This is a genomic window from Xanthomarina sp. GH4-25, from assembly GCF_045363175.1.
Classification (GTDB): domain Bacteria; phylum Bacteroidota; class Bacteroidia; order Flavobacteriales; family Flavobacteriaceae; genus Xanthomarina.
In genome coordinates this window covers 28000-44747 of the sequence record NZ_JBJFLO010000009.1, presented here as the reverse complement: position 1 = coordinate 44747, position 16748 = coordinate 28000, and the positions used below count along the sequence as shown (strand labels likewise).

The following is a 16748-nucleotide window of genomic DNA, read 5'->3' as shown; positions in this document are numbered from 1 at the left end:
TTAAATGTTCTTTATTAACAAGTTTTGGTGTTTCTACAAGGTTTTAATTTTTAACCTCATATTTATTTTTTAAAGTTGCTTTGTCATCACTCTTTTGTTTGGGTTGCTCCAATATTTTAATAGACACCGTTGTATCTCTTTTTTTTTGATATAGTTCAGATTTAGTAATTATTTCAGTGTTTTCTTCTAAAGCAGTAGAATCCTTTTGTTTGACATAAGTGTTTTTCGATGAACTATGGAGTAAATTAGGACTAGTTTGACTATAAGAGTTAAAACAGAACATAAAAAAAATACAAAATATAATAGTTTTCATAATTTAATCTAAAATGGTTATACTTCTATGAGAATAGTCTGGCAATGAAGAAACAGAGTTGTATGCTACAGAAGGACTATTCCCATCTCTTCTCCATTGAATTCTTAAAGTAATACTTACACCTGGAGTAACTACAACAGGATACATTGTAAAATGAGCATTCCAAGAAGTTGCAATTTGATATGTTCCAGACCAAGAATCATTATCTGTATCAGTAGATAAAGAAGTAAGGCCAGCTATATGTATATTGGTGCCTGATGTATCATCTACCAGCCTAAAATTAACATATGAAGTTTCAGCAGAAGTATTCATATGACCAGATGCACTAAAATTAACATAAACCACGCTATGTTTAGGAATAAATGTAATACTCATATCTGCCATATCAGCCCAATTGATGCTATTTCTTTGGATATCGCTTGTGCCTATTGAATATTGTATGTTGTCACCATATTTACTATCAGCATAATTTACTATGAGCCATCTATTTTGTGTTGTATTATATTGTAATGTAACTGTTGCATATTGACCTACAAGAGTGAAGTTTGTACCTCCTGGGCAAAGGATTCTGTTTGAGCCAATTGATGTTGTATTATGCATTAAGGTTAGCGTATGTGCAGTTGTGTTTTCTAGAGTTACTACTTGACCATTTGCTGGATTTGGAGTGTTTAGAGGAACAATACCTGATATATTAAAATTACCAGTAGCTCCAGTTATTCTATAAAATGAATATGGTATTCCAGCACCTAAAGAAACATTGTCGTTATTTGTAGCAGTTAAGTTTATAGCTGCACCTTCTCTAAAAGAAACTGCACCTTCAACATCTAAAGTTGTGGTAGGGCTAATCGTTCCAATTCCAACTTGAGCTGTTGCACTTAAAGAAATTAATAAAATTGCTATAAATAAAATTTGGAACTTGCTAAGGAAGTTATTTTTTTTCATAATTTTCAGCTTTTAATTAGTATAGGGTGTTATTAATTTACTCAAATTTGAATAAATTATTAATGTAAAGCATTAGGTATTCGTTAAATAGTTTAAAATCACCGTTGTAAGTATGAGTTATTCAAAATATATAAATTATTTATTAATTGTAATTGGGGCTATAGTAGCTATTTATGCTCAAGCAGGTGAAAAACAGGATGTCGTTATTTTGATTTTAGGAATCGTAATTTTAATGTTTGGACTGTTTAGAATTTCAAGTACAATACCTAGTAAAAACCAAACTGAGGAAAAAGATTTTAATGATGATATATAATGGGGTTTAAAGTTGGAAATAGAGTCTCGGTTTTAGATGAAGATTTATCGGGATATGTAATAAAAATCATTGATAATAATATTACAATTGAAACGGATGATGGTTTTGAATTAGATTTTAAATCCAATGAGGTAGTTCTTATAGCAAACGAATCTCAATTAAAAAGAAATTCTTTTCTTGATGTTCCTTTAGATGAAGTCTTAAAAGAAAAAGAAAGCTCAAAAAGAAAGCCTATAAATAAGAAAAAAGTTAAAGAGCGTTTCGAGCCTACTATGGAAGTCGATTTACACATTCATCAATTAACAGATACCTCTGGTAGAATGAGTAATCACGACATGCTTACTTTGCAATTAGATACAGCCAGAAAACAATTAGAATACGCTATTAGAAAACGTATTCAAAAAGTAGTTTTTATACATGGTGTTGGTGAAGGTGTCTTAAAAATTGAATTAGAGTATCTGTTTGGTAGATATAATAATGTAAAATACTACGAGGCTAATTACCAAAAATATGGATTAGGAGCTACTGAAGTTTATATTTTTCAAAACGCAGAAAGAGATTAAAAATCTGGTGTAACCGTTCTTGTGTCTGATGTTCCAGAGTTTTGTAACAATCCAAAGTCAAAATTATCTTGATTCAGTGTTGGAAATGAAATGCTATCTACTTTTAAAGTTACAACATAGGTTTGTTCAATGTTATGTGGTCTGTAAGCTGTTGCATCGACAACAGTTGCTACTTGTGGATTTAAATAATCGGCAATGTTTGGATTGGTATAATCGTTAGACGGATTTTGATCTTGAGTCACATTTTCTTCGTCTATGGTTAATACCATATCCCCATCGTCATCATTATCTAAATAATTTGGCACACCATCGCCATCGGTATCTTGAGGGTCTGTTAATGGGTCATCATCATTATCATCCATGTCATAATCAATTAGCTCTGTACTGGTTAGTACATTATCGCCATCGTCATCTTCGTCTAAAAAGTTTGGAATTCCATCACCATCGGTATCATCATCAAAATAATCACCATTTCCGTTTAAATCTTCCATTTCAGCAGGAACACCATCGTTATCATCTTCAGAATAGGTTGTTGTAATCAGAAAATTTCCAGAGCTGCTAGATTGGTCGTCTGTTATTTGCAAATCAGAAGGAGGTACGTCGTTACAAAATAGGTTTCCACTAATACTATTATAACTTCTATAGTTAAATAAATTGGTGACACCATCGATAGTTCCAGAGATTGAATCATTAACTAGCTCGACCAATAAAGATCCATTTGAAATTGGCTCAACTTCAAAAAGATCATCTAAAGTAATGGCAGGAGAACTTATTTGTAAGGAAATAGATTCTGCTGGATTTTCTCTAATGTTATAAAACACTAATTCACCACAAGCCTCAAAGGTATCATCGAAATCTAATTGTACTATAATAATATCCCCATCGTCGCATGAAAATATTAAAAGCATAATGGATAAGAAGGTTATTATTTTTCGCATAGCATGATTACAATTTGAGACAAAAATAAAAGATTTAGTAAATATACAACGAGGCTTCTTGTAAATAATTATAATTGCGTTATTTTTGCTCTTTATATTTTGATATTAAATCAAGCTAAAATGTTCACATAAAACATCTTTTATTTATTTTTTTACTTCAGAATAAATAAATTATTAAGCCGAATTATGTAACTAATTAATAACAATAAGCAAAAACACATGAAACCTGTTTATTTAGATAGTGCTGCTACCACAAGAGTTAGAGATGAAGTGATTGAAGTTATTCAAGATACTTTATTAAATTTTTATGGAAATCCATCTTCAACTCATGCTTTTGGAAGAGCATCAAAATCAATTATTGAAACAACAAGAAAAACCATTGCTAAAGAATTAAACGCATCTCCTCAAGAAATTATTTTCACTTCAGGTGGTACAGAAGCTGATAATATGATATTGCGTTGTGCTGTTAGAGATGCCAATGTAACTACCATTATTACATCTCCTATTGAACATCATGCTGTTTTGCATACTGTTGAAGAATTAAGAAACGAATATAATGTTACGGTAGAGTATGTAAAACTTCAAGATTGTGGCACTCCAGATTATCAAGACTTAGAACGTTTATTATCTGCTAACGACGAAAGAAAGTTGGTGAGTTTAATGCATGTAAATAATGAAGTTGGTAATATATTAGACGTTGATAAGGTTGCTGCTTTATGTGTTGCTAATAATGCCCTGTTTCATAGTGATACGGTTCAATCTATTGGTCATTATAAATGGGATGTACAAAAAACACCTATTGACTTTATGACGGCAGCTGCACATAAATTTCACGGACCAAAAGGTATTGGATTTGCTTTTATAAGAAAAAGTAACGCGTTAAAGCCTCTTATTTTTGGAGGTTCTCAGGAACGAGGCTTTAGAGCAGGAACAGAACCAGTACACAATATTAAAGGTTTGGAGAAGGCTTTTGTGTTAGCCTATGAAAACTTGGATGAAGAACGTGCTTATGTTGAAGGTCTTAAAGATTATTTTAAAAAAGAAATAAAAAATGCCATTACAGGAGTTAAGTTTAATGGAGACTGTTCAGACAATTCGAAAAGTACCTACACATTGATAAATGTTTGTTTGCCTATGTCTGCAGAGAAAGCTTTAACTCTTCAATTTCAATTAGATTTGAAAGGAATTGCTTGTTCTAAAGGTAGTGCTTGCCAAAGTGGAAGTGGTAAAGGATCTCATGTTTTAGAACAAATATTAAATGAAGAAGATAAACTAAAACCTTCCGTTAGATTTTCGTTTTGTAAATACAACACCAAAGAGGAAATAGATTATGTAATTGGCGTTTTAAAAGAATTTGTTGAAAAGTAAGTAAGCATTTTACAAAAGTAGCATATAAAATAAAGAGAAAAGAGATGTTTTCTCTAAACAAAAAACCTTCAGAAATATATCTGAAGGTTTTTTTTGCAATTAAATCAACACTTAAGCTGCATGTGCTTCGTTAAGAAGTCTGCTTTTAATTTTTGCTTCCCATTTTTCTAGTAAAGCAGTTTCGGTACTCATTTCAATATTAACATCTACATTATAAAACTCTAAAATGTCTTTTGTTTTAGTTTTATTGGTTATTACTAAGTCTATTTTATCTGTTTCAATTTTAGAAGTTGTTTTGTTTTTAAAAGCTCTTTGAGTTCTTACAATTTCGCATGAAGATACTTTACCTAAATCAACAATTGTAGTGTGGTGTTCTGCATTAATTATTTTAGAGTAAATAATTTTGTTAGCGGTTTCATCTAAGGCAATAGCATAGTAAGTTCCCCAGAAATCTGGTTCATTAATATTTAAATTGTTTTTTAAAGCTTCTTCTTTAAAGCCTTTTCTCGAATTTTTCTTTTCTTTTTTTTGTGTTGCTTGTATTAAAATTAAAGGTAATAATACTATAAGTGCAATTACAATTCCAATAATGGTACTGTGAGATTCCATAAAGTTGTTTTTTATTAGTTATAAAATGATTTTTTTTGACATTAAGTCAAAATTGAATAAATAAGTACAGCTAATCATCGTTCAGAAAATTAGTTGTGATAAAAAATAAAAAATGGAATTTTAAGAAAAGGTGTGAAAAGGGTAGAGTAGTGCCTCAACATCTAATCCAGGTTGGATGTTTTTGCTTTTAACTAGATATTGATTATCTTTAGTTAACGTGTAGGTTTCTACATGTTTTAAAAACAAAAAAGAGGTTTTTAAATCTGCTGTTTGAAAATTTAAAACTTCTTCTGTTACAATATCTCCAAGAGGTTCTAAGTCTGGAAATATGGATAATTCAGGTGTCTTAGAATTATTAAGATTAATAGCCACATCATGATGTTGATCGCTATCTAAAACCGTATCTACAATAAAATTCTGAATAGAAATGCCCATGCTTAAGCTATAAGCAAGGAGTAGGCTTAGTGCCATGATATTTCTAATCGTTTGTTTCACTTAAATATATTTATTGTTATTAATTTATTAAGTGGAATATCCATAGTTTTATTTTTTAATGATTGAAATGGATATTTCATTGACACAAATGTATAAATGTTTGTGATTCAAATTAAAAAAAGAGTGTTAAATAATAATATGTTGGATGAATTTATTGGATTACGTCTATTTTTTTTGCTAATTTATATAACGTTTTCAATTCAAATTTCTCAAACTATTGTTAATTATATTTACGTATATTATTATAGATTCCTAGATTTTAATTCTTTCTCTAATTCTTTGATTTTTTTTCCATTTTTTATAAAAGGGTAAGTCAAAAGTAATGGGAAGAACGTAAAAAATCCAAAGCCATTTTTAACTGCACTATATACAGCAATGCCTATGCATAATCCTATAATAGCAGCATTAACGATTTTGTTATATTGTATTTTATTATTTTCTTCAAGTAATTCCTCGTTAGATAATTCAGCTAATTTTTTCAGTCCCATTTTTATAAAATTATTTAATTTTTATGGATTTGAAGTTTATAATCAAATATGTTTCAACTTCTCGATTCAACCATTTTGTAACCATTAAAACTTCATTGTCGTTCTTACATTAAACACACGAGGTGTCAAGTAATTAGGAATAGCATATTGCCTTTTACTATACACATCTCTAACCCAAGTATTTGTTATGGAATTTTGAGCATTGAAAATATTAAAGATTTCAATCCCTAAGGATAGATATTTAAATGGCTTTCTCCAACCTGTATGTGTTTCGTTTTGATCAACAATTACATATTGGATGCCAACATCTGCACGTTTGTAATCTGGTAATCTATTTTGATACTCGTAAGGATCGGCATAACTTGGTGAACCACCAGGAAGTCCTGTATTATATACCAGATTTAAATACATTTTTAGTTTAGGCATATTTGGAACGTAGTCTTGAAACAATGCTGCAAATTTTAAACGTTGGTCTGTAGGTCTGGCAATATATCCTCTATTATTGATGTTTTCTTGCGTTTTTAAATATCCAAAGCTAAACCAAGATTCTGTTCCTGGAACAAATTCGCCATTCAGTCTCATATCTAATCCATAGGCATAAGCTGTGGCATTATTAGCTGCACGATAACGAATACGCACATTTTCAACAGTATATGGGTTTACATCTGTCAGGTATTTGTAATAAGCTTCTGTAGTTAGTTTGAAAGGCCTGTCCCACATTTTAAAACTATAGTCATTACCTATCACCACTTGAATAGATTTTTGAGCTTTCACATCTGGTCTTACGGTTCCCGAAGAATCGCGTAACTCTCTATAAAATGGAGGTTGATAATACATACCACCACCAATTCTAAAAAGCATGTCTTTTTCCCAATTAGGTTTTATGGCAAACTGCGCTCTAGGACTAACAACGGTTTGAGTTGTTTTTTCAATGCCGTTGCCGCTAACTGTCCAATTATGAACACGTGCACCAACATTAAACCACACATCGTTATCTCCAAGTGTCGTTCGTTTGCTCCATTGTAAATAAGCTTGTAGCCTTTGTATGGTAGTTTCGTTTTTTGCCCGTACATTTTGAAAAGCAACAAGAGGTCCTTCGTATGGAGAATAGGGTTGATTGTTAAAACCTCCAGCATCTGGTGGATTGATTGAAAATCCTGCAGAATCAATTACTTCCCATTCTACTAACCGGTCTCTAATATCTTCGTTTGTGTATTTTAAAGACCATTCAAAATCGTTGTCATCTAGTGTGTATTTACCGCTATGTTCTATGTTTGTAATCAGTGCGTCTAAATCATTTCTCCCATGATTTAATTGTCCTCCAATACCTTCGCTAAATTCTACTTCACCTAAATCCTCATCGCCAATATTGGTGTTGACTTCACCCAATCTGTATTGTGCTAAAATGTCGAAATACTCTTCTTCTGTTGTATGATAAGTTGATGCAATTAAATTTAAAGTCACGTTGTCGTTAAGCAAATAAGTTCCTTTTATAGCACCAAAAAGTGTTTGATATTGATCTTTTTCTTGACCTTCATAAAACACTAGTAAGGCTAACGGGTTTTCTAAAGTTCCAAAGTTTGTTTGTCTTGTCTTAGGCTCATAATTGTATTTATTTAAAGCAGCATTACCTAAAAAGCTAACACTAAATTTGTCTGAAAAACTATAATTTATCTGTGACTGAATGTCTAAAAACTTTGGGTCGTAGTTGGTTTCTGTTTCTTGGGCATTAACAAACAGACTGTTATCTCTATAACGCACACCTACGATACCAGATAGCTTTGTGTTTTTACTAATAGCTTCTGCTGTAAGACTTCCACCAAGTAGACTAAGGTCTGCACTAATGCCAAAATTATAAGGTTTTCTATAAGTAATGTCTAAAACGGAAGCTAATTTATCTCCATACTTAGCTTGAAAGCCACCTGCTGAGAAATCGACATTTTGTACCATATCTGGATTTACAAAACTCAAGCCTTCTTGCTGTCCAGAACGAACTAAAAAAGGTCTGTAAATTTCGACACCATTAACATAGACTAAATTTTCGTCGTAATTTCCTCCTCTTACAGAGTACTGAGTACTTAACTCATTATTACTACTCACTCCGGGAAGTGTTTTTAATAAATTTTCTACACCAGGATTAGCACCAGGAATATTTCTTATTGTTTCGGGTTTTAAAGTAACAATACCTTCAACATCTTTTCTTTTTTTACTGGATATGACAACGGTTGAAATTTGTTCAACAGATTCTTTCATGACTGGATGAAACTCGATGTCTTCGCCATTTTTTAAATTAAATGTAGCCACAATCCCTTTATAAGAAAGATGAGAAAACGCTACTATAACATCTTGGTCAGCTGGAATTTTTAATATAAAAAAACCATTATCGTTTGTTACTGTTCCTTTATCTCCTGCTTTTATGTTTACGTTAGGAATGGGGTTTTTGGCTTCGTCTAGAATAACACCTTTAAGTGTTCCTGTTTGAGAAACCCCTGTAAAGGATGTCAAAAAAAGGAAAAAACTAAATAGATAATATAAATTTTTCAAACGTATTGTTTTTTTATTTTCTGTAAAATGTAGTTTCAAATGTAGAATTATTTCCAACATTATCCGTAACAATTAGCTTTAAATTATTTTTTGTATCGGTAATTATTTTGTCATTAAAATCATACGTTAATGTTTTTGTTTTATAATCGTACTCCATTAAAACCCATTTTCCATTAATTGTTGCACGATAATTTGAAATACCAGAACCCTCATCGTCAATTTTTAGTTTTAGGTAACGATATTTGCTTAACCACTGGCCATCTTTAAAGTTTATAGGTCTAATGGTTGGCTCTATTAAATCTGCTATTAACGCATAGGTTCCAAGATCGTCTGTTATGGTATAAATTAGATTCTGTTCTTTGGTTGTGTTGGAGTACCATGGATATTTATAATAACCTACAAGTCTTGCAATATAGAGTTTATCGGCATCTGGCGAGTTATATTTGCTAATGTCGTAAGTAATTTTAAAATGTTTTTTTACAGGAATGATGTCATCATGTAATTTGATAGTATCATTAGAAACTGAAAAATCCATGTAAAAATCATCATAAAAGGTGTCAGGATAAAACTCAATTGAAATGTTTTTGTTTACCAGTTCGTTAGTTTTATCGGCATAAATATAATAAGATGACACAAAGGAATCCTTAAGCTTTATGTCTTGTTCCTTTTTGCCCTCAATATTTATGGTTAGCCAAGTTGTATTGTTTTTAAAATCTTTAACAGCTACTTTATATACCGAAGAGGTACTATCTTCAATCATAATATAACCTTGATTATCAGATTCTTTATACAAACTCAATGGGTTTTTTGGTTCAATAAATAATTTTTGAAGTCTTTGTTTGTCGGTTTTGTAATGACTATAATCAATAAATCGATTAAGATGTTTGGTTTCATCAAAAGAAAAACGCTTAAAGTCAATATCTATTTTTTTATTTCCATTAAAAAAGGTTTGAATGTTGTAAACACCGTTGTTATTATAAGCCAGATCTTGCCTGTCGTTAGACTCTATAGCAAATCCAATTTTTCCAAAAGCTTGTATGTTTTCAACCGTATAATCGCCGTTTGGCAACGAAATTAATCGTAATTTTTGTTTTTCATTCGATTTGTTTACATAAGAATTAAGTCCTGTTGGATATACATATACGTCTTTAATTACGGGCAATGTAGTATCTTTAATATCAATTCCAAAAAGCATAGGATTGATAGGTCTTTCTTCATTATCTCTAATTTCAAAATGAAGATGTGGACCGCCAGAACCACCTGTATTTCCACTATAAGCTATAACTTCACCCTTTTCAACAATTAAGTCTTGTGTGTTAGGAAACACTTCAACTTCAAAAGATTCTTTCTCGTATTGTACTTTTTTAATATAGGCTTCTAACTCTGGAGAAAACTTTTGCAAATGTGCATAAACAGTTGTATAACCATTTGGATGTGTAATATATAGGGCTTTTCCATAGCCAAAATGAGAAATTTTAATCCTACTTACATAACCACTAGCAGCAGCATACACTTTTAATCCTTCACGTTGTTGCGTTTTAATATCTAACCCAGAATGAAAATGGTTAGAACGCAATTCGGCAAAAGAACCCGACAACACTAAAGTGACATCCAAAGGGTTGCCAAAATAGTCTTTTGGATAATAATCTTGAGAAAAACCAAAAGAGCATAATAAAAAAAGAAAAATGGGTAACGTAAATTTCATATAAAAAGTAATTCTTGCTAAATTATTAATTTGAACGATATCTACAAAAGATATATTGCATGCTATTTTGTATTAATAGCAAGCAATTACAACATTTTATAAATTTTATGTAAAAACAATTGTAATTTATACGAAGGTATCTTAACTTTGTCTAATATGTATTGAAAATTGTAGATGAGCAAAATAGAAGAAATTGTTGATGCTTTAGAAGATAAAATTAGTCAGGTTCTACTTAAAATGGATAAAGTAAATGAGGCTAATACTAAACTAAAACAGGAGCTCAACAAATCTCGACAAGAATTTCAAGACCAACAGCATGCAATAGCAGCTTGGGAAGAAAAATACGAGGCACTCAAAATTGCAAATTCAATGCTTGGTAGTGACGAAAATAAAAGAGAAACAAAGCTTAAAATAAACACATTAATTAGAGAAATTGATCATTGTATTGCGCAATTATCTGAATAATGTAACATAATTTCAATGTCAGATAAGCTTAAAATAAAGCTTTCAATAGCTAATAGAGTGTACCCTTTGACTATTCCACCTAGTCAGGAAGAAGGGTTGCGAAAAGCAGCTAAAAATATTGAAACAATGATAAGTCAATTTGAGCAAAGTTATTCTGTGAGAGATAAACAAGATGTTTTAGCCATGTGTGCTTTACAATTTGCATCTCAAGTAGAACAAAAATCAATAGATAAAGAAAATGTCAGTGAACATGTTGAAGAAAAGCTAACAGCTTTAAACAATTTGTTACAAGGTCATTTAAACTCTTAACGTTCTTTAAAATAAATAAGGTTACTGCCTACATTAGTTATTATTTGGAAAACTCAACATTATTTCTTTAAAAAGGGTGAGTTTGAACTGTAAAAGCGAGCTGCTAGTGCTGCCTGTGCTGAATTTATTCAGTAACGCAGTATCTCGGGCAGATACTTGATCCGTTTGTTAGCCCTAAACTTGTTTAAAGGAGTTTATTACAAAACGAACTAGTGTAGGCTTTTTTTATATATAAACAAACTAACATGGACAACTCAATTATATTAACTATAGGTGGTGTTTTACTTGGAATCATAGTCGGTTTCATTATAGCAAAAGCATTAGAGAAAAACAATGCTTCAAAACTTATAAAAGGTGCTAAAAAATCGGCTGCTTCAATTATTAAAGAAGCTAATAGTGAAGGAGAAAGCATTAAGAAAGACAAAATACTTCAGGCCAAAGAAAAATTTATTGAATTAAAATCTGAACACGAAAAGGTTATCACATCTCGTGATAAAAAGATGGCTGAGGCTGAAAAGCGAACTAGAGACAAAGAATCTCAAGTTTCAAGCGAATTATCTAAAAACGCCAAACTCAACCAGAGCTTAGAAGATAAATTAAAAGATTACAATCATAGAGTCGAAATTCTTTCGAAAAAACAAGAAGAGATAGACAGGCTTCACAAAAGTCAAATAGAACAACTAGAGGTTATCTCTAGCTTGTCTGCTGAAGAGGCCAAATCACAACTCGTTGAATCTTTAAAAGGTGAAGCTAAAAGTGATGCCATGGCTTATGTGCAAAGCACACTTGAAGACGCCAAACTTACTGCCCAACAAGAAGCTAGAAAAGTTATTATTAATACCATTCAGCGTATTGGAACTGAAGAAGCCGTAGATAACTGTGTCTCTGTTTTCAATATTGAATCAGACGATGTTAAAGGACGTATTATTGGTCGTGAAGGAAGAAACATTCGTGCTATTGAAGCTGCAACAGGTGTTGAAATTATTGTAGATGATACACCAGAAGCTATTATTTTATCTTGTTTCGATTCTGTAAGACGTGAAATAGCACGTTTATCATTACATAAATTAGTTACAGATGGAAGAATTCATCCTGCTAGAATTGAAGAAGTTGTTAAAAAGACAACCAAACAAATAGAGCAAGAAATTATAGAAGTAGGTAAACGGACCATTATTGATTTAGGAATTCATAATTTACATCCAGAGCTTATTAAAGTGGTTGGTAGAATGAAATACCGTTCGTCTTACGGACAGAACTTATTGCAACACTCTCGAGAAGTTGCAAAACTTTGTGGCGTAATGGCTGCTGAATTAGGCTTAAATCCAAAACTAGCAAAACGTGCTGGTTTGTTACATGATATTGGTAAAGTGCCAGATGCCGAAGCAGATATGGAAACGCCACATGCTATATTAGGGATGCAATGGGCTGAAAAATATGGTGAGAAAGATGAAGTTTGTAATGCTATTGGTGCTCATCATGACGAAATTGAAATGACCTCTTTATTATCTCCAATTGTTCAAGTATGTGATGCCATTTCTGGTGCACGCCCTGGAGCAAGACGTCAGGTATTGGATAGCTATATCCAACGTTTAAAAGATTTAGAAGATATTGCTTTTGGTTTTGGAGGCGTTAAAAAAGCCTATGCCATTCAAGCAGGTAGAGAATTAAGAGTGATTGTTGAAAGCGAAAAAGTATCAGACCAAAATGCATCTGATTTATCGTTTAATATCTCTCAGAAAATTCAAACTGATATGACCTATCCAGGTCAGGTGAAAGTGACTGTTATTAGGGAAACTAGAGCAGTGAATATTGCAAAATAATAAATGTGAAAATTTAGAATAAAAAAACCAGCTTTAAGCTGGTTTTTTTTGTGTTTCCATGGTAATGGTAAACGTTGTTCCTTCATTGACTTTGCTCTTTACGGTTATATTGCCACCTAAGGTTTCTATTTGATTTTTAGTAAGATATAAACCGACGCCTTCAGCATTTTCATTGCCATGAAATGTTCTGTAGAGTCCAAAAATATCTTTTCCGTATTTTTCTAAATCTATACCAATTCCATTATCTGTTACAGTAATCATTAATAAACCATCATTAAAAATGTGAGAATTTATAGTGATAATTGGTGTTCTTTCTGGATGTGAATATTTTAAAGCATTAGAAGCTAAATTTTGAATAATGCTTTCTAGGTAGGCCGAATTGGCATAAATGGTAATGGTTTTATGAACATTGTTATGGATAACAGCTTGTTTTTCTGCAATCTCTAAATCAAGGATTTTTATGGCTTCTTCAATTTGATTGTAAATGTTTAAATGATTTCGCTCGATTCTTTTAATCGATTGTTTAGAAACAATTTCATTTAAACTTGTAATGGTTTTACTTAATGATGCAGATACGGTCTTTAAATGATCTATTAATTCGTTTTTTTCATTATTATCTTCAGCTTCGTCATAAAACTGGAGGATACTTTCAAAATTTCCAGCATATTCCTTTAAGTTATGAGTTACAATATGAGCAAAATTTGTAAGTTTTTTATTTTGGTTGGTAATAAGATCTAAATTGCTGGTTACTAGCTGTTCACTCTCTTTCCGTTCTGTAATATCTATTAATGTTCCAATACCTCTTTTCGGATTGCCTGAATCATTACGTTCAATAATTTTACCACAATCGAAAAACCATTTATAAGTGCCGTCTTTGCATAATAAACGATGTTCGCTTTTGTATTGTGGTGTTTGGTTTTTTACATGAGTTTCAAAGCGTTCCATGAGGACTTCCATATCATCAGGATGTACGCGCTTGCTCCAATGCATGTCTGTTAAATCTTCAAAATCTGTATAACCTAAATTGTATTTGGCTAATTTTGAATAATAAACTTTATCTGTTTCTGCATCCCATTCCCAAACACCAATATTAGAATTATCTAATGCGAATTGATATTTTAAGGAATTAAAAACAGTGTTAGGGCTCTTCGTTTCTTCTAACCCATAGTTGGTTAAGATTGAATTACTTTTCATTAGCTTTTAGTTTCATTGGGGAATTTATATTGGGTCTTACAAAAATACTAAAAATCGATGAACTGCTAAAATAATCGTCAAAATAATTACTTTCTAGGGTGAAATGTTTTTAGAACATTCTTTAAATGACTTTTATCTACGTGCATATAGATTTCTGTAGTTGTAATACTTTCGTGGCCTAACATGAGTTGGATGGTTCTTAAATCTGCTCCATTTTCTAGTAGGTGAGTAGCAAATGAATGTCTAAAGGTATGCGGTGAAATGGTTTTGTTTAAGTCAATTTTTACAGCAAGCTGTTTAATAATAGTAAAAATCATAGCTCTTGTAAGCTGTTTTCCTCTTCTATTTAAAAACAAAGTGTCTTCATGTCCTTTTTGGATAGAAAGTTGATTTCGAACGTGATTCTTATATAAGTTAATATATTTTTGTGCAGAGTTTACAATAGGAACAAAACGTTGTTTATCTCCTTTTCCAGTAACCTTAATAAAGCCTTCCTCAAAAAATAAATCCGAAATTTTCAAATTAGTTAGTTCGCTAACACGTAATCCACAACTATATAATGTTTCTAGAATAGCTCGATTGCGTTCTCCTTCAGGTTTGCTTAAATCAATGGCATCAATAAGCTTATTAATATCATCTAAAGAAAGCGTGTCTGGAAGTTTTCTGCCAATTTTTGGAGATTCAATAAGTTCTAAAGGATTATCAGTTCTATAATCTTCAAAAATCAGATAGTTAAAAAAACTCCTCAACCCAGAAATCATTCTTGATTGTGTTCTTGCATTAACACTTTTAGACAGTTCATAAATAAATTGCTGAACGATCTCTTTTGTAATAGATAGTGGGCTTTCTTGTATACTGTTTGTCTCTAAAAAAGCAATCAGCTTTTCTACATCTAAGCCGTAACTTGATATGGAATTGCTGGACAACCCTCTTTCTATTTTTAAAAATAGCTTATAATCTTTTAAAGCGTGAGACCATTTCATTAAAGCAAAAATATGGCAAATTATAAGTCAAAACTAGGGTTTATTCTTTAAAATAAAAGATAGATTCAATATAAATTGTTAATAAGTACAAAAATTAAACATTGATAATCAATTAGTTATATGGTTATGTTTATTAAATTGTTAATAAATATTTACTTTTTGTTTATAATTCAAAAAAAAAGTATTTAGTTTGCTATAATCAATTAAAACTTAAACAATTATGAAAAAAGTATTATTAATGGCTGCAGTTGCAGTTTTCGGATTTTCGAATATGAACGCACAAAACGTTAGTTTTGGTGTAAAAGCAGGTATGAATATTTCTACCGTGGCTGGAGACTTTGGTAATTATTATGATTATTGGGATGGTGATCAAACTAGAGATTCTAAATCAAAAGTTGGTTTTCATGTAGGTGGTCTTGCAGAAATTATGATTTCTGAAAAGTTTGCAGTACAACCGGAATTATTATTTTCATCTCAAGGTTATAAAACATCTTTTTATGACATTGATGATAATAAAAAAGACAATAATGTAAATCTTAGCTATATTACCTTACCAGTAATGGCGAAATTTTTTCCTATTGAAAATTTAAGCATTGAAGCTGGACCACAAGTAGGTTTTTTAATTTCTGCTAAAGATGATGAAAGTGATTATTATAATGATATGTTTCCAGATGAGGAAGAAATTAAAACAAAAGATGCGTTTAAAGGAACGGATTTTGCTATGAACATTGGAGCTGGTTATAAATTAGACAATGGTGTTTTCTTTCAAGCACGTTATAGTTTTGGACTATCTAAAGTAGATGATGAAGATTACTATAATGATCCTGATTATGGTGATGTTTATAATAATTTTGCATTTTCAAGAAAAAATCGTGTATTCCAACTTTCTGTAGGGTATATGTTTTAATTAATAATTGAATTTATAGCAAAAAACCGAAGCCATTGGCTTCGGTTTTTTTTTATAAAATGATTAAGTGTTTTCTTGGCTATTTGTAGTTTAAAATTTCCAAAATAATTATCTTTGTTTTAACTTAATAATGTAAAACTAAAGCTATTTATGAAAAAAATATGTTTATTAACTGCTATAGCAGTTCTCGGATTTACCACTATAAAGGCTCAAGGCGATTTTGCTGAGAAAGCCAAAAATGGCGGATTTTATGTAGGAGCTAATATTGGAGTTCCTTTAAGCACGGCAAGCGATATAGCTGCTTTTAATTTTGGTTTCGATGGTGCTTATTTATTTGAAGTTATCGATAACTTTGAAGTAGGAGGATTGTTAGGTTACACGCATTTTATTGCAGATGGTAACTATACTTATTATAATTGGGAAGACGATTATTATTTTGCTAGAGACTATAAAGATGCTTCTTTTGTGCCAATTGCAGCTTCTGCTAGATATTATTTTGCAGACCATAAGTTTTTTGGTGGTCTAGATCTTGGGGTTGCAATTAATGTGTCTGGTGATGCTAAATCTGGTTTTTATGCCAGACCTAAATTTGGGTTTGATTTAGGAGTCGTTGCTTTAATAGCTTCTTTCCAAAATGTTTCAGGTGGTGTGGATTATGATGATAATTATTACGGAAGCACTTATATATCTAGTAGTGGGTTCAACTCATTTAATTTTGGAGTTGAATTTGGATTCTAATAAAACATTTATTATCGTTTTAAAGCCGAAGTTTATTCTTCGGCTTTTTATATA

18 protein-coding genes and 1 other RNA gene are annotated in these 16748 nt (G+C 31.2%); 9 read left to right on the top strand and 10 right to left on the bottom strand.

Translation table 11 applies throughout. The features are described 5' to 3' along the window. Positions 1 to 43: 43 nt before the first annotated feature. Positions 44 to 313, bottom strand: a complete 270-nt coding sequence (locus ACI5KZ_RS13145) for a hypothetical protein (protein ID WP_406847876.1) — start codon at positions 311 to 313, stop codon at positions 44 to 46. Between the two features lie 3 nt (positions 314 to 316). Continuing rightward, a complete protein-coding gene (locus ACI5KZ_RS13140; protein WP_406847875.1) occupies positions 317 to 1255 on the bottom strand; it encodes a hypothetical protein in 939 nt (312 codons plus the stop codon). Positions 1256 to 1367: 112 nt separating this feature from the next. Between ACI5KZ_RS13140 and ACI5KZ_RS13135 the strand changes: the two genes are divergently transcribed. Continuing rightward, a complete protein-coding gene (locus ACI5KZ_RS13135; protein ID WP_109308081.1) occupies positions 1368 to 1568 on the top strand; it encodes a hypothetical protein in 201 nt (66 codons plus the stop codon). Then, positions 1568 to 2131, top strand: coding sequence for a Smr/MutS family protein (locus tag ACI5KZ_RS13130; protein WP_406847874.1), 564 nt, complete (start codon positions 1568 to 1570; stop codon positions 2129 to 2131). The genes ACI5KZ_RS13135 and ACI5KZ_RS13130 overlap by 1 nt, the downstream gene beginning before the upstream one ends. Here ACI5KZ_RS13130 and ACI5KZ_RS13125 read toward each other — a convergent pair. After that, entirely contained in the window at positions 2128 to 3069 is a 942-nt protein-coding gene (locus tag ACI5KZ_RS13125) for a hypothetical protein (RefSeq protein WP_406847873.1), read from the bottom strand. The genes ACI5KZ_RS13130 and ACI5KZ_RS13125 overlap by 4 nt on opposite strands. Positions 3070 to 3288: 219 nt before the next feature. Between ACI5KZ_RS13125 and ACI5KZ_RS13120 the strand changes: the two genes are divergently transcribed. Then, positions 3289 to 4437: a cysteine desulfurase family protein gene (locus ACI5KZ_RS13120; protein ID WP_406847872.1), complete on the top strand. Its 1149-nt coding sequence runs from the start codon at positions 3289 to 3291 to the stop codon at positions 4435 to 4437. A 111-nt stretch (positions 4438 to 4548) separates the two neighbouring features. On the opposite strand, the gene ACI5KZ_RS13115 is transcribed toward ACI5KZ_RS13120, so the two are convergent. From ACI5KZ_RS13115 to ACI5KZ_RS13095, 5 genes are all read right to left on the bottom strand, one after another. After that, the gene (locus tag ACI5KZ_RS13115) at positions 4549 to 5046 is read right to left on the bottom strand and encodes a hypothetical protein (RefSeq protein ID WP_109308085.1); all 498 of its coding nucleotides are present in this window, start codon (positions 5044 to 5046) and stop codon (positions 4549 to 4551) included. Positions 5047 to 5166: 120 nt separating this feature from the next. Next, complete coding sequence (locus ACI5KZ_RS13110; RefSeq protein WP_406847871.1) at positions 5167 to 5541, bottom strand: hypothetical protein; 375 nt, start codon at positions 5539 to 5541, stop codon at positions 5167 to 5169. A 242-nt stretch (positions 5542 to 5783) separates the two neighbouring features. Next, complete coding sequence (locus ACI5KZ_RS13105) at positions 5784 to 6029, bottom strand: hypothetical protein (RefSeq protein WP_109308087.1); 246 nt, start codon at positions 6027 to 6029, stop codon at positions 5784 to 5786. 84 nt (positions 6030 to 6113) lie between these two features. Beyond that, complete coding sequence (locus ACI5KZ_RS13100; protein ID WP_109308088.1) at positions 6114 to 8633, bottom strand: carboxypeptidase-like regulatory domain-containing protein; 2520 nt, start codon at positions 8631 to 8633, stop codon at positions 6114 to 6116. Further along, a complete protein-coding gene (locus tag ACI5KZ_RS13095) occupies positions 8587 to 10278 on the bottom strand; it encodes a M23 family metallopeptidase (RefSeq protein WP_406847870.1) in 1692 nt (563 codons plus the stop codon). Before ACI5KZ_RS13095 ends, ACI5KZ_RS13100 begins: the two co-directional genes overlap by 47 nt. A 174-nt stretch (positions 10279 to 10452) precedes the next feature. Here ACI5KZ_RS13095 and ACI5KZ_RS13090 point away from each other — a divergent pair, with 174 nt between their 5' ends. From ACI5KZ_RS13090 to rny, 4 genes are all read left to right on the top strand, one after another. Then, positions 10453 to 10743: a hypothetical protein gene (locus ACI5KZ_RS13090; RefSeq protein WP_109308090.1), complete on the top strand. Its 291-nt coding sequence runs from the start codon at positions 10453 to 10455 to the stop codon at positions 10741 to 10743. Positions 10744 to 10758: 15 nt separating this feature from the next. Beyond that, entirely contained in the window at positions 10759 to 11052 is a 294-nt protein-coding gene (locus tag ACI5KZ_RS13085) for a cell division protein ZapA (RefSeq protein ID WP_109308091.1), read from the top strand. A gap of 51 nt (positions 11053 to 11103) precedes the next feature. Then, positions 11104 to 11248: non-coding RNA, 6S RNA (ssrS, locus tag ACI5KZ_RS13080), on the top strand. A 49-nt stretch (positions 11249 to 11297) separates the two neighbouring features. Further along, the gene (gene rny / locus ACI5KZ_RS13075; RefSeq protein WP_109308092.1) at positions 11298 to 12872 is read left to right on the top strand and encodes a ribonuclease Y; all 1575 of its coding nucleotides are present in this window, start codon (positions 11298 to 11300) and stop codon (positions 12870 to 12872) included. Between the two features lie 33 nt (positions 12873 to 12905). On the opposite strand, the gene ACI5KZ_RS13070 is transcribed toward rny, so the two are convergent. Continuing rightward, positions 12906 to 14066, bottom strand: coding sequence for an ATP-binding protein (locus ACI5KZ_RS13070; RefSeq protein ID WP_406847869.1), 1161 nt, complete (start codon positions 14064 to 14066; stop codon positions 12906 to 12908). Positions 14067 to 14152: 86 nt separating this feature from the next. After that, positions 14153 to 15049, bottom strand: a complete 897-nt coding sequence (xerD, locus tag ACI5KZ_RS13065) for a site-specific tyrosine recombinase XerD (RefSeq protein ID WP_406847868.1) — start codon at positions 15047 to 15049, stop codon at positions 14153 to 14155. A 220-nt stretch (positions 15050 to 15269) separates the two neighbouring features. Here xerD and ACI5KZ_RS13060 point away from each other — a divergent pair, with 220 nt between their 5' ends. Together ACI5KZ_RS13060 and ACI5KZ_RS13055 are read left to right on the top strand one after the other, a co-directional pair. After that, a complete protein-coding gene (locus ACI5KZ_RS13060) occupies positions 15270 to 15956 on the top strand; it encodes a porin family protein (protein ID WP_406847867.1) in 687 nt (228 codons plus the stop codon). A gap of 150 nt (positions 15957 to 16106) precedes the next feature. Next, entirely contained in the window at positions 16107 to 16694 is a 588-nt protein-coding gene (locus tag ACI5KZ_RS13055) for a hypothetical protein (RefSeq protein ID WP_406847866.1), read from the top strand. Positions 16695 to 16748 lie beyond the last annotated feature (54 nt).

Coding starts and splice junctions, on each gene's coding strand:
- ACI5KZ_RS13145 (WP_406847876.1), bottom strand. CDS start 313: ATGAAAACTATTATATTTTGTATTTTTTTTATGTTCTGTTTTAACTCT.
- ACI5KZ_RS13140 (WP_406847875.1), bottom strand. CDS start 1,255: ATGAAAAAAAATAACTTCCTTAGCAAGTTCCAAATTTTATTTATAGCA.
- ACI5KZ_RS13135 (WP_109308081.1), top strand. CDS start 1,368: ATGAGTTATTCAAAATATATAAATTATTTATTAATTGTAATTGGGGCT.
- ACI5KZ_RS13130 (WP_406847874.1), top strand. CDS start 1,568: ATGGGGTTTAAAGTTGGAAATAGAGTCTCGGTTTTAGATGAAGATTTA.
- ACI5KZ_RS13125 (WP_406847873.1), bottom strand. CDS start 3,069: ATGCGAAAAATAATAACCTTCTTATCCATTATGCTTTTAATATTTTCA.
- ACI5KZ_RS13120 (WP_406847872.1), top strand. CDS start 3,289: ATGAAACCTGTTTATTTAGATAGTGCTGCTACCACAAGAGTTAGAGAT.
- ACI5KZ_RS13115 (WP_109308085.1), bottom strand. CDS start 5,046: ATGGAATCTCACAGTACCATTATTGGAATTGTAATTGCACTTATAGTA.
- ACI5KZ_RS13105 (WP_109308087.1), bottom strand. CDS start 6,029: ATGGGACTGAAAAAATTAGCTGAATTATCTAACGAGGAATTACTTGAA.
- ACI5KZ_RS13100 (WP_109308088.1), bottom strand. CDS start 8,633: ATGTTGGAAATAATTCTACATTTGAAACTACATTTTACAGAAAATAAA.
- ACI5KZ_RS13095 (WP_406847870.1), bottom strand. CDS start 10,278: ATGAAATTTACGTTACCCATTTTTCTTTTTTTATTATGCTCTTTTGGT.
- ACI5KZ_RS13090 (WP_109308090.1), top strand. CDS start 10,453: ATGAGCAAAATAGAAGAAATTGTTGATGCTTTAGAAGATAAAATTAGT.
- ACI5KZ_RS13085 (WP_109308091.1), top strand. CDS start 10,759: ATGTCAGATAAGCTTAAAATAAAGCTTTCAATAGCTAATAGAGTGTAC.
- rny (WP_109308092.1), top strand. CDS start 11,298: ATGGACAACTCAATTATATTAACTATAGGTGGTGTTTTACTTGGAATC.
- ACI5KZ_RS13070 (WP_406847869.1), bottom strand. CDS start 14,066: ATGAAAAGTAATTCAATCTTAACCAACTATGGGTTAGAAGAAACGAAG.
- xerD (WP_406847868.1), bottom strand. CDS start 15,049: ATGAAATGGTCTCACGCTTTAAAAGATTATAAGCTATTTTTAAAAATA.
- ACI5KZ_RS13060 (WP_406847867.1), top strand. CDS start 15,270: ATGAAAAAAGTATTATTAATGGCTGCAGTTGCAGTTTTCGGATTTTCG.
- ACI5KZ_RS13055 (WP_406847866.1), top strand. CDS start 16,107: ATGAAAAAAATATGTTTATTAACTGCTATAGCAGTTCTCGGATTTACC.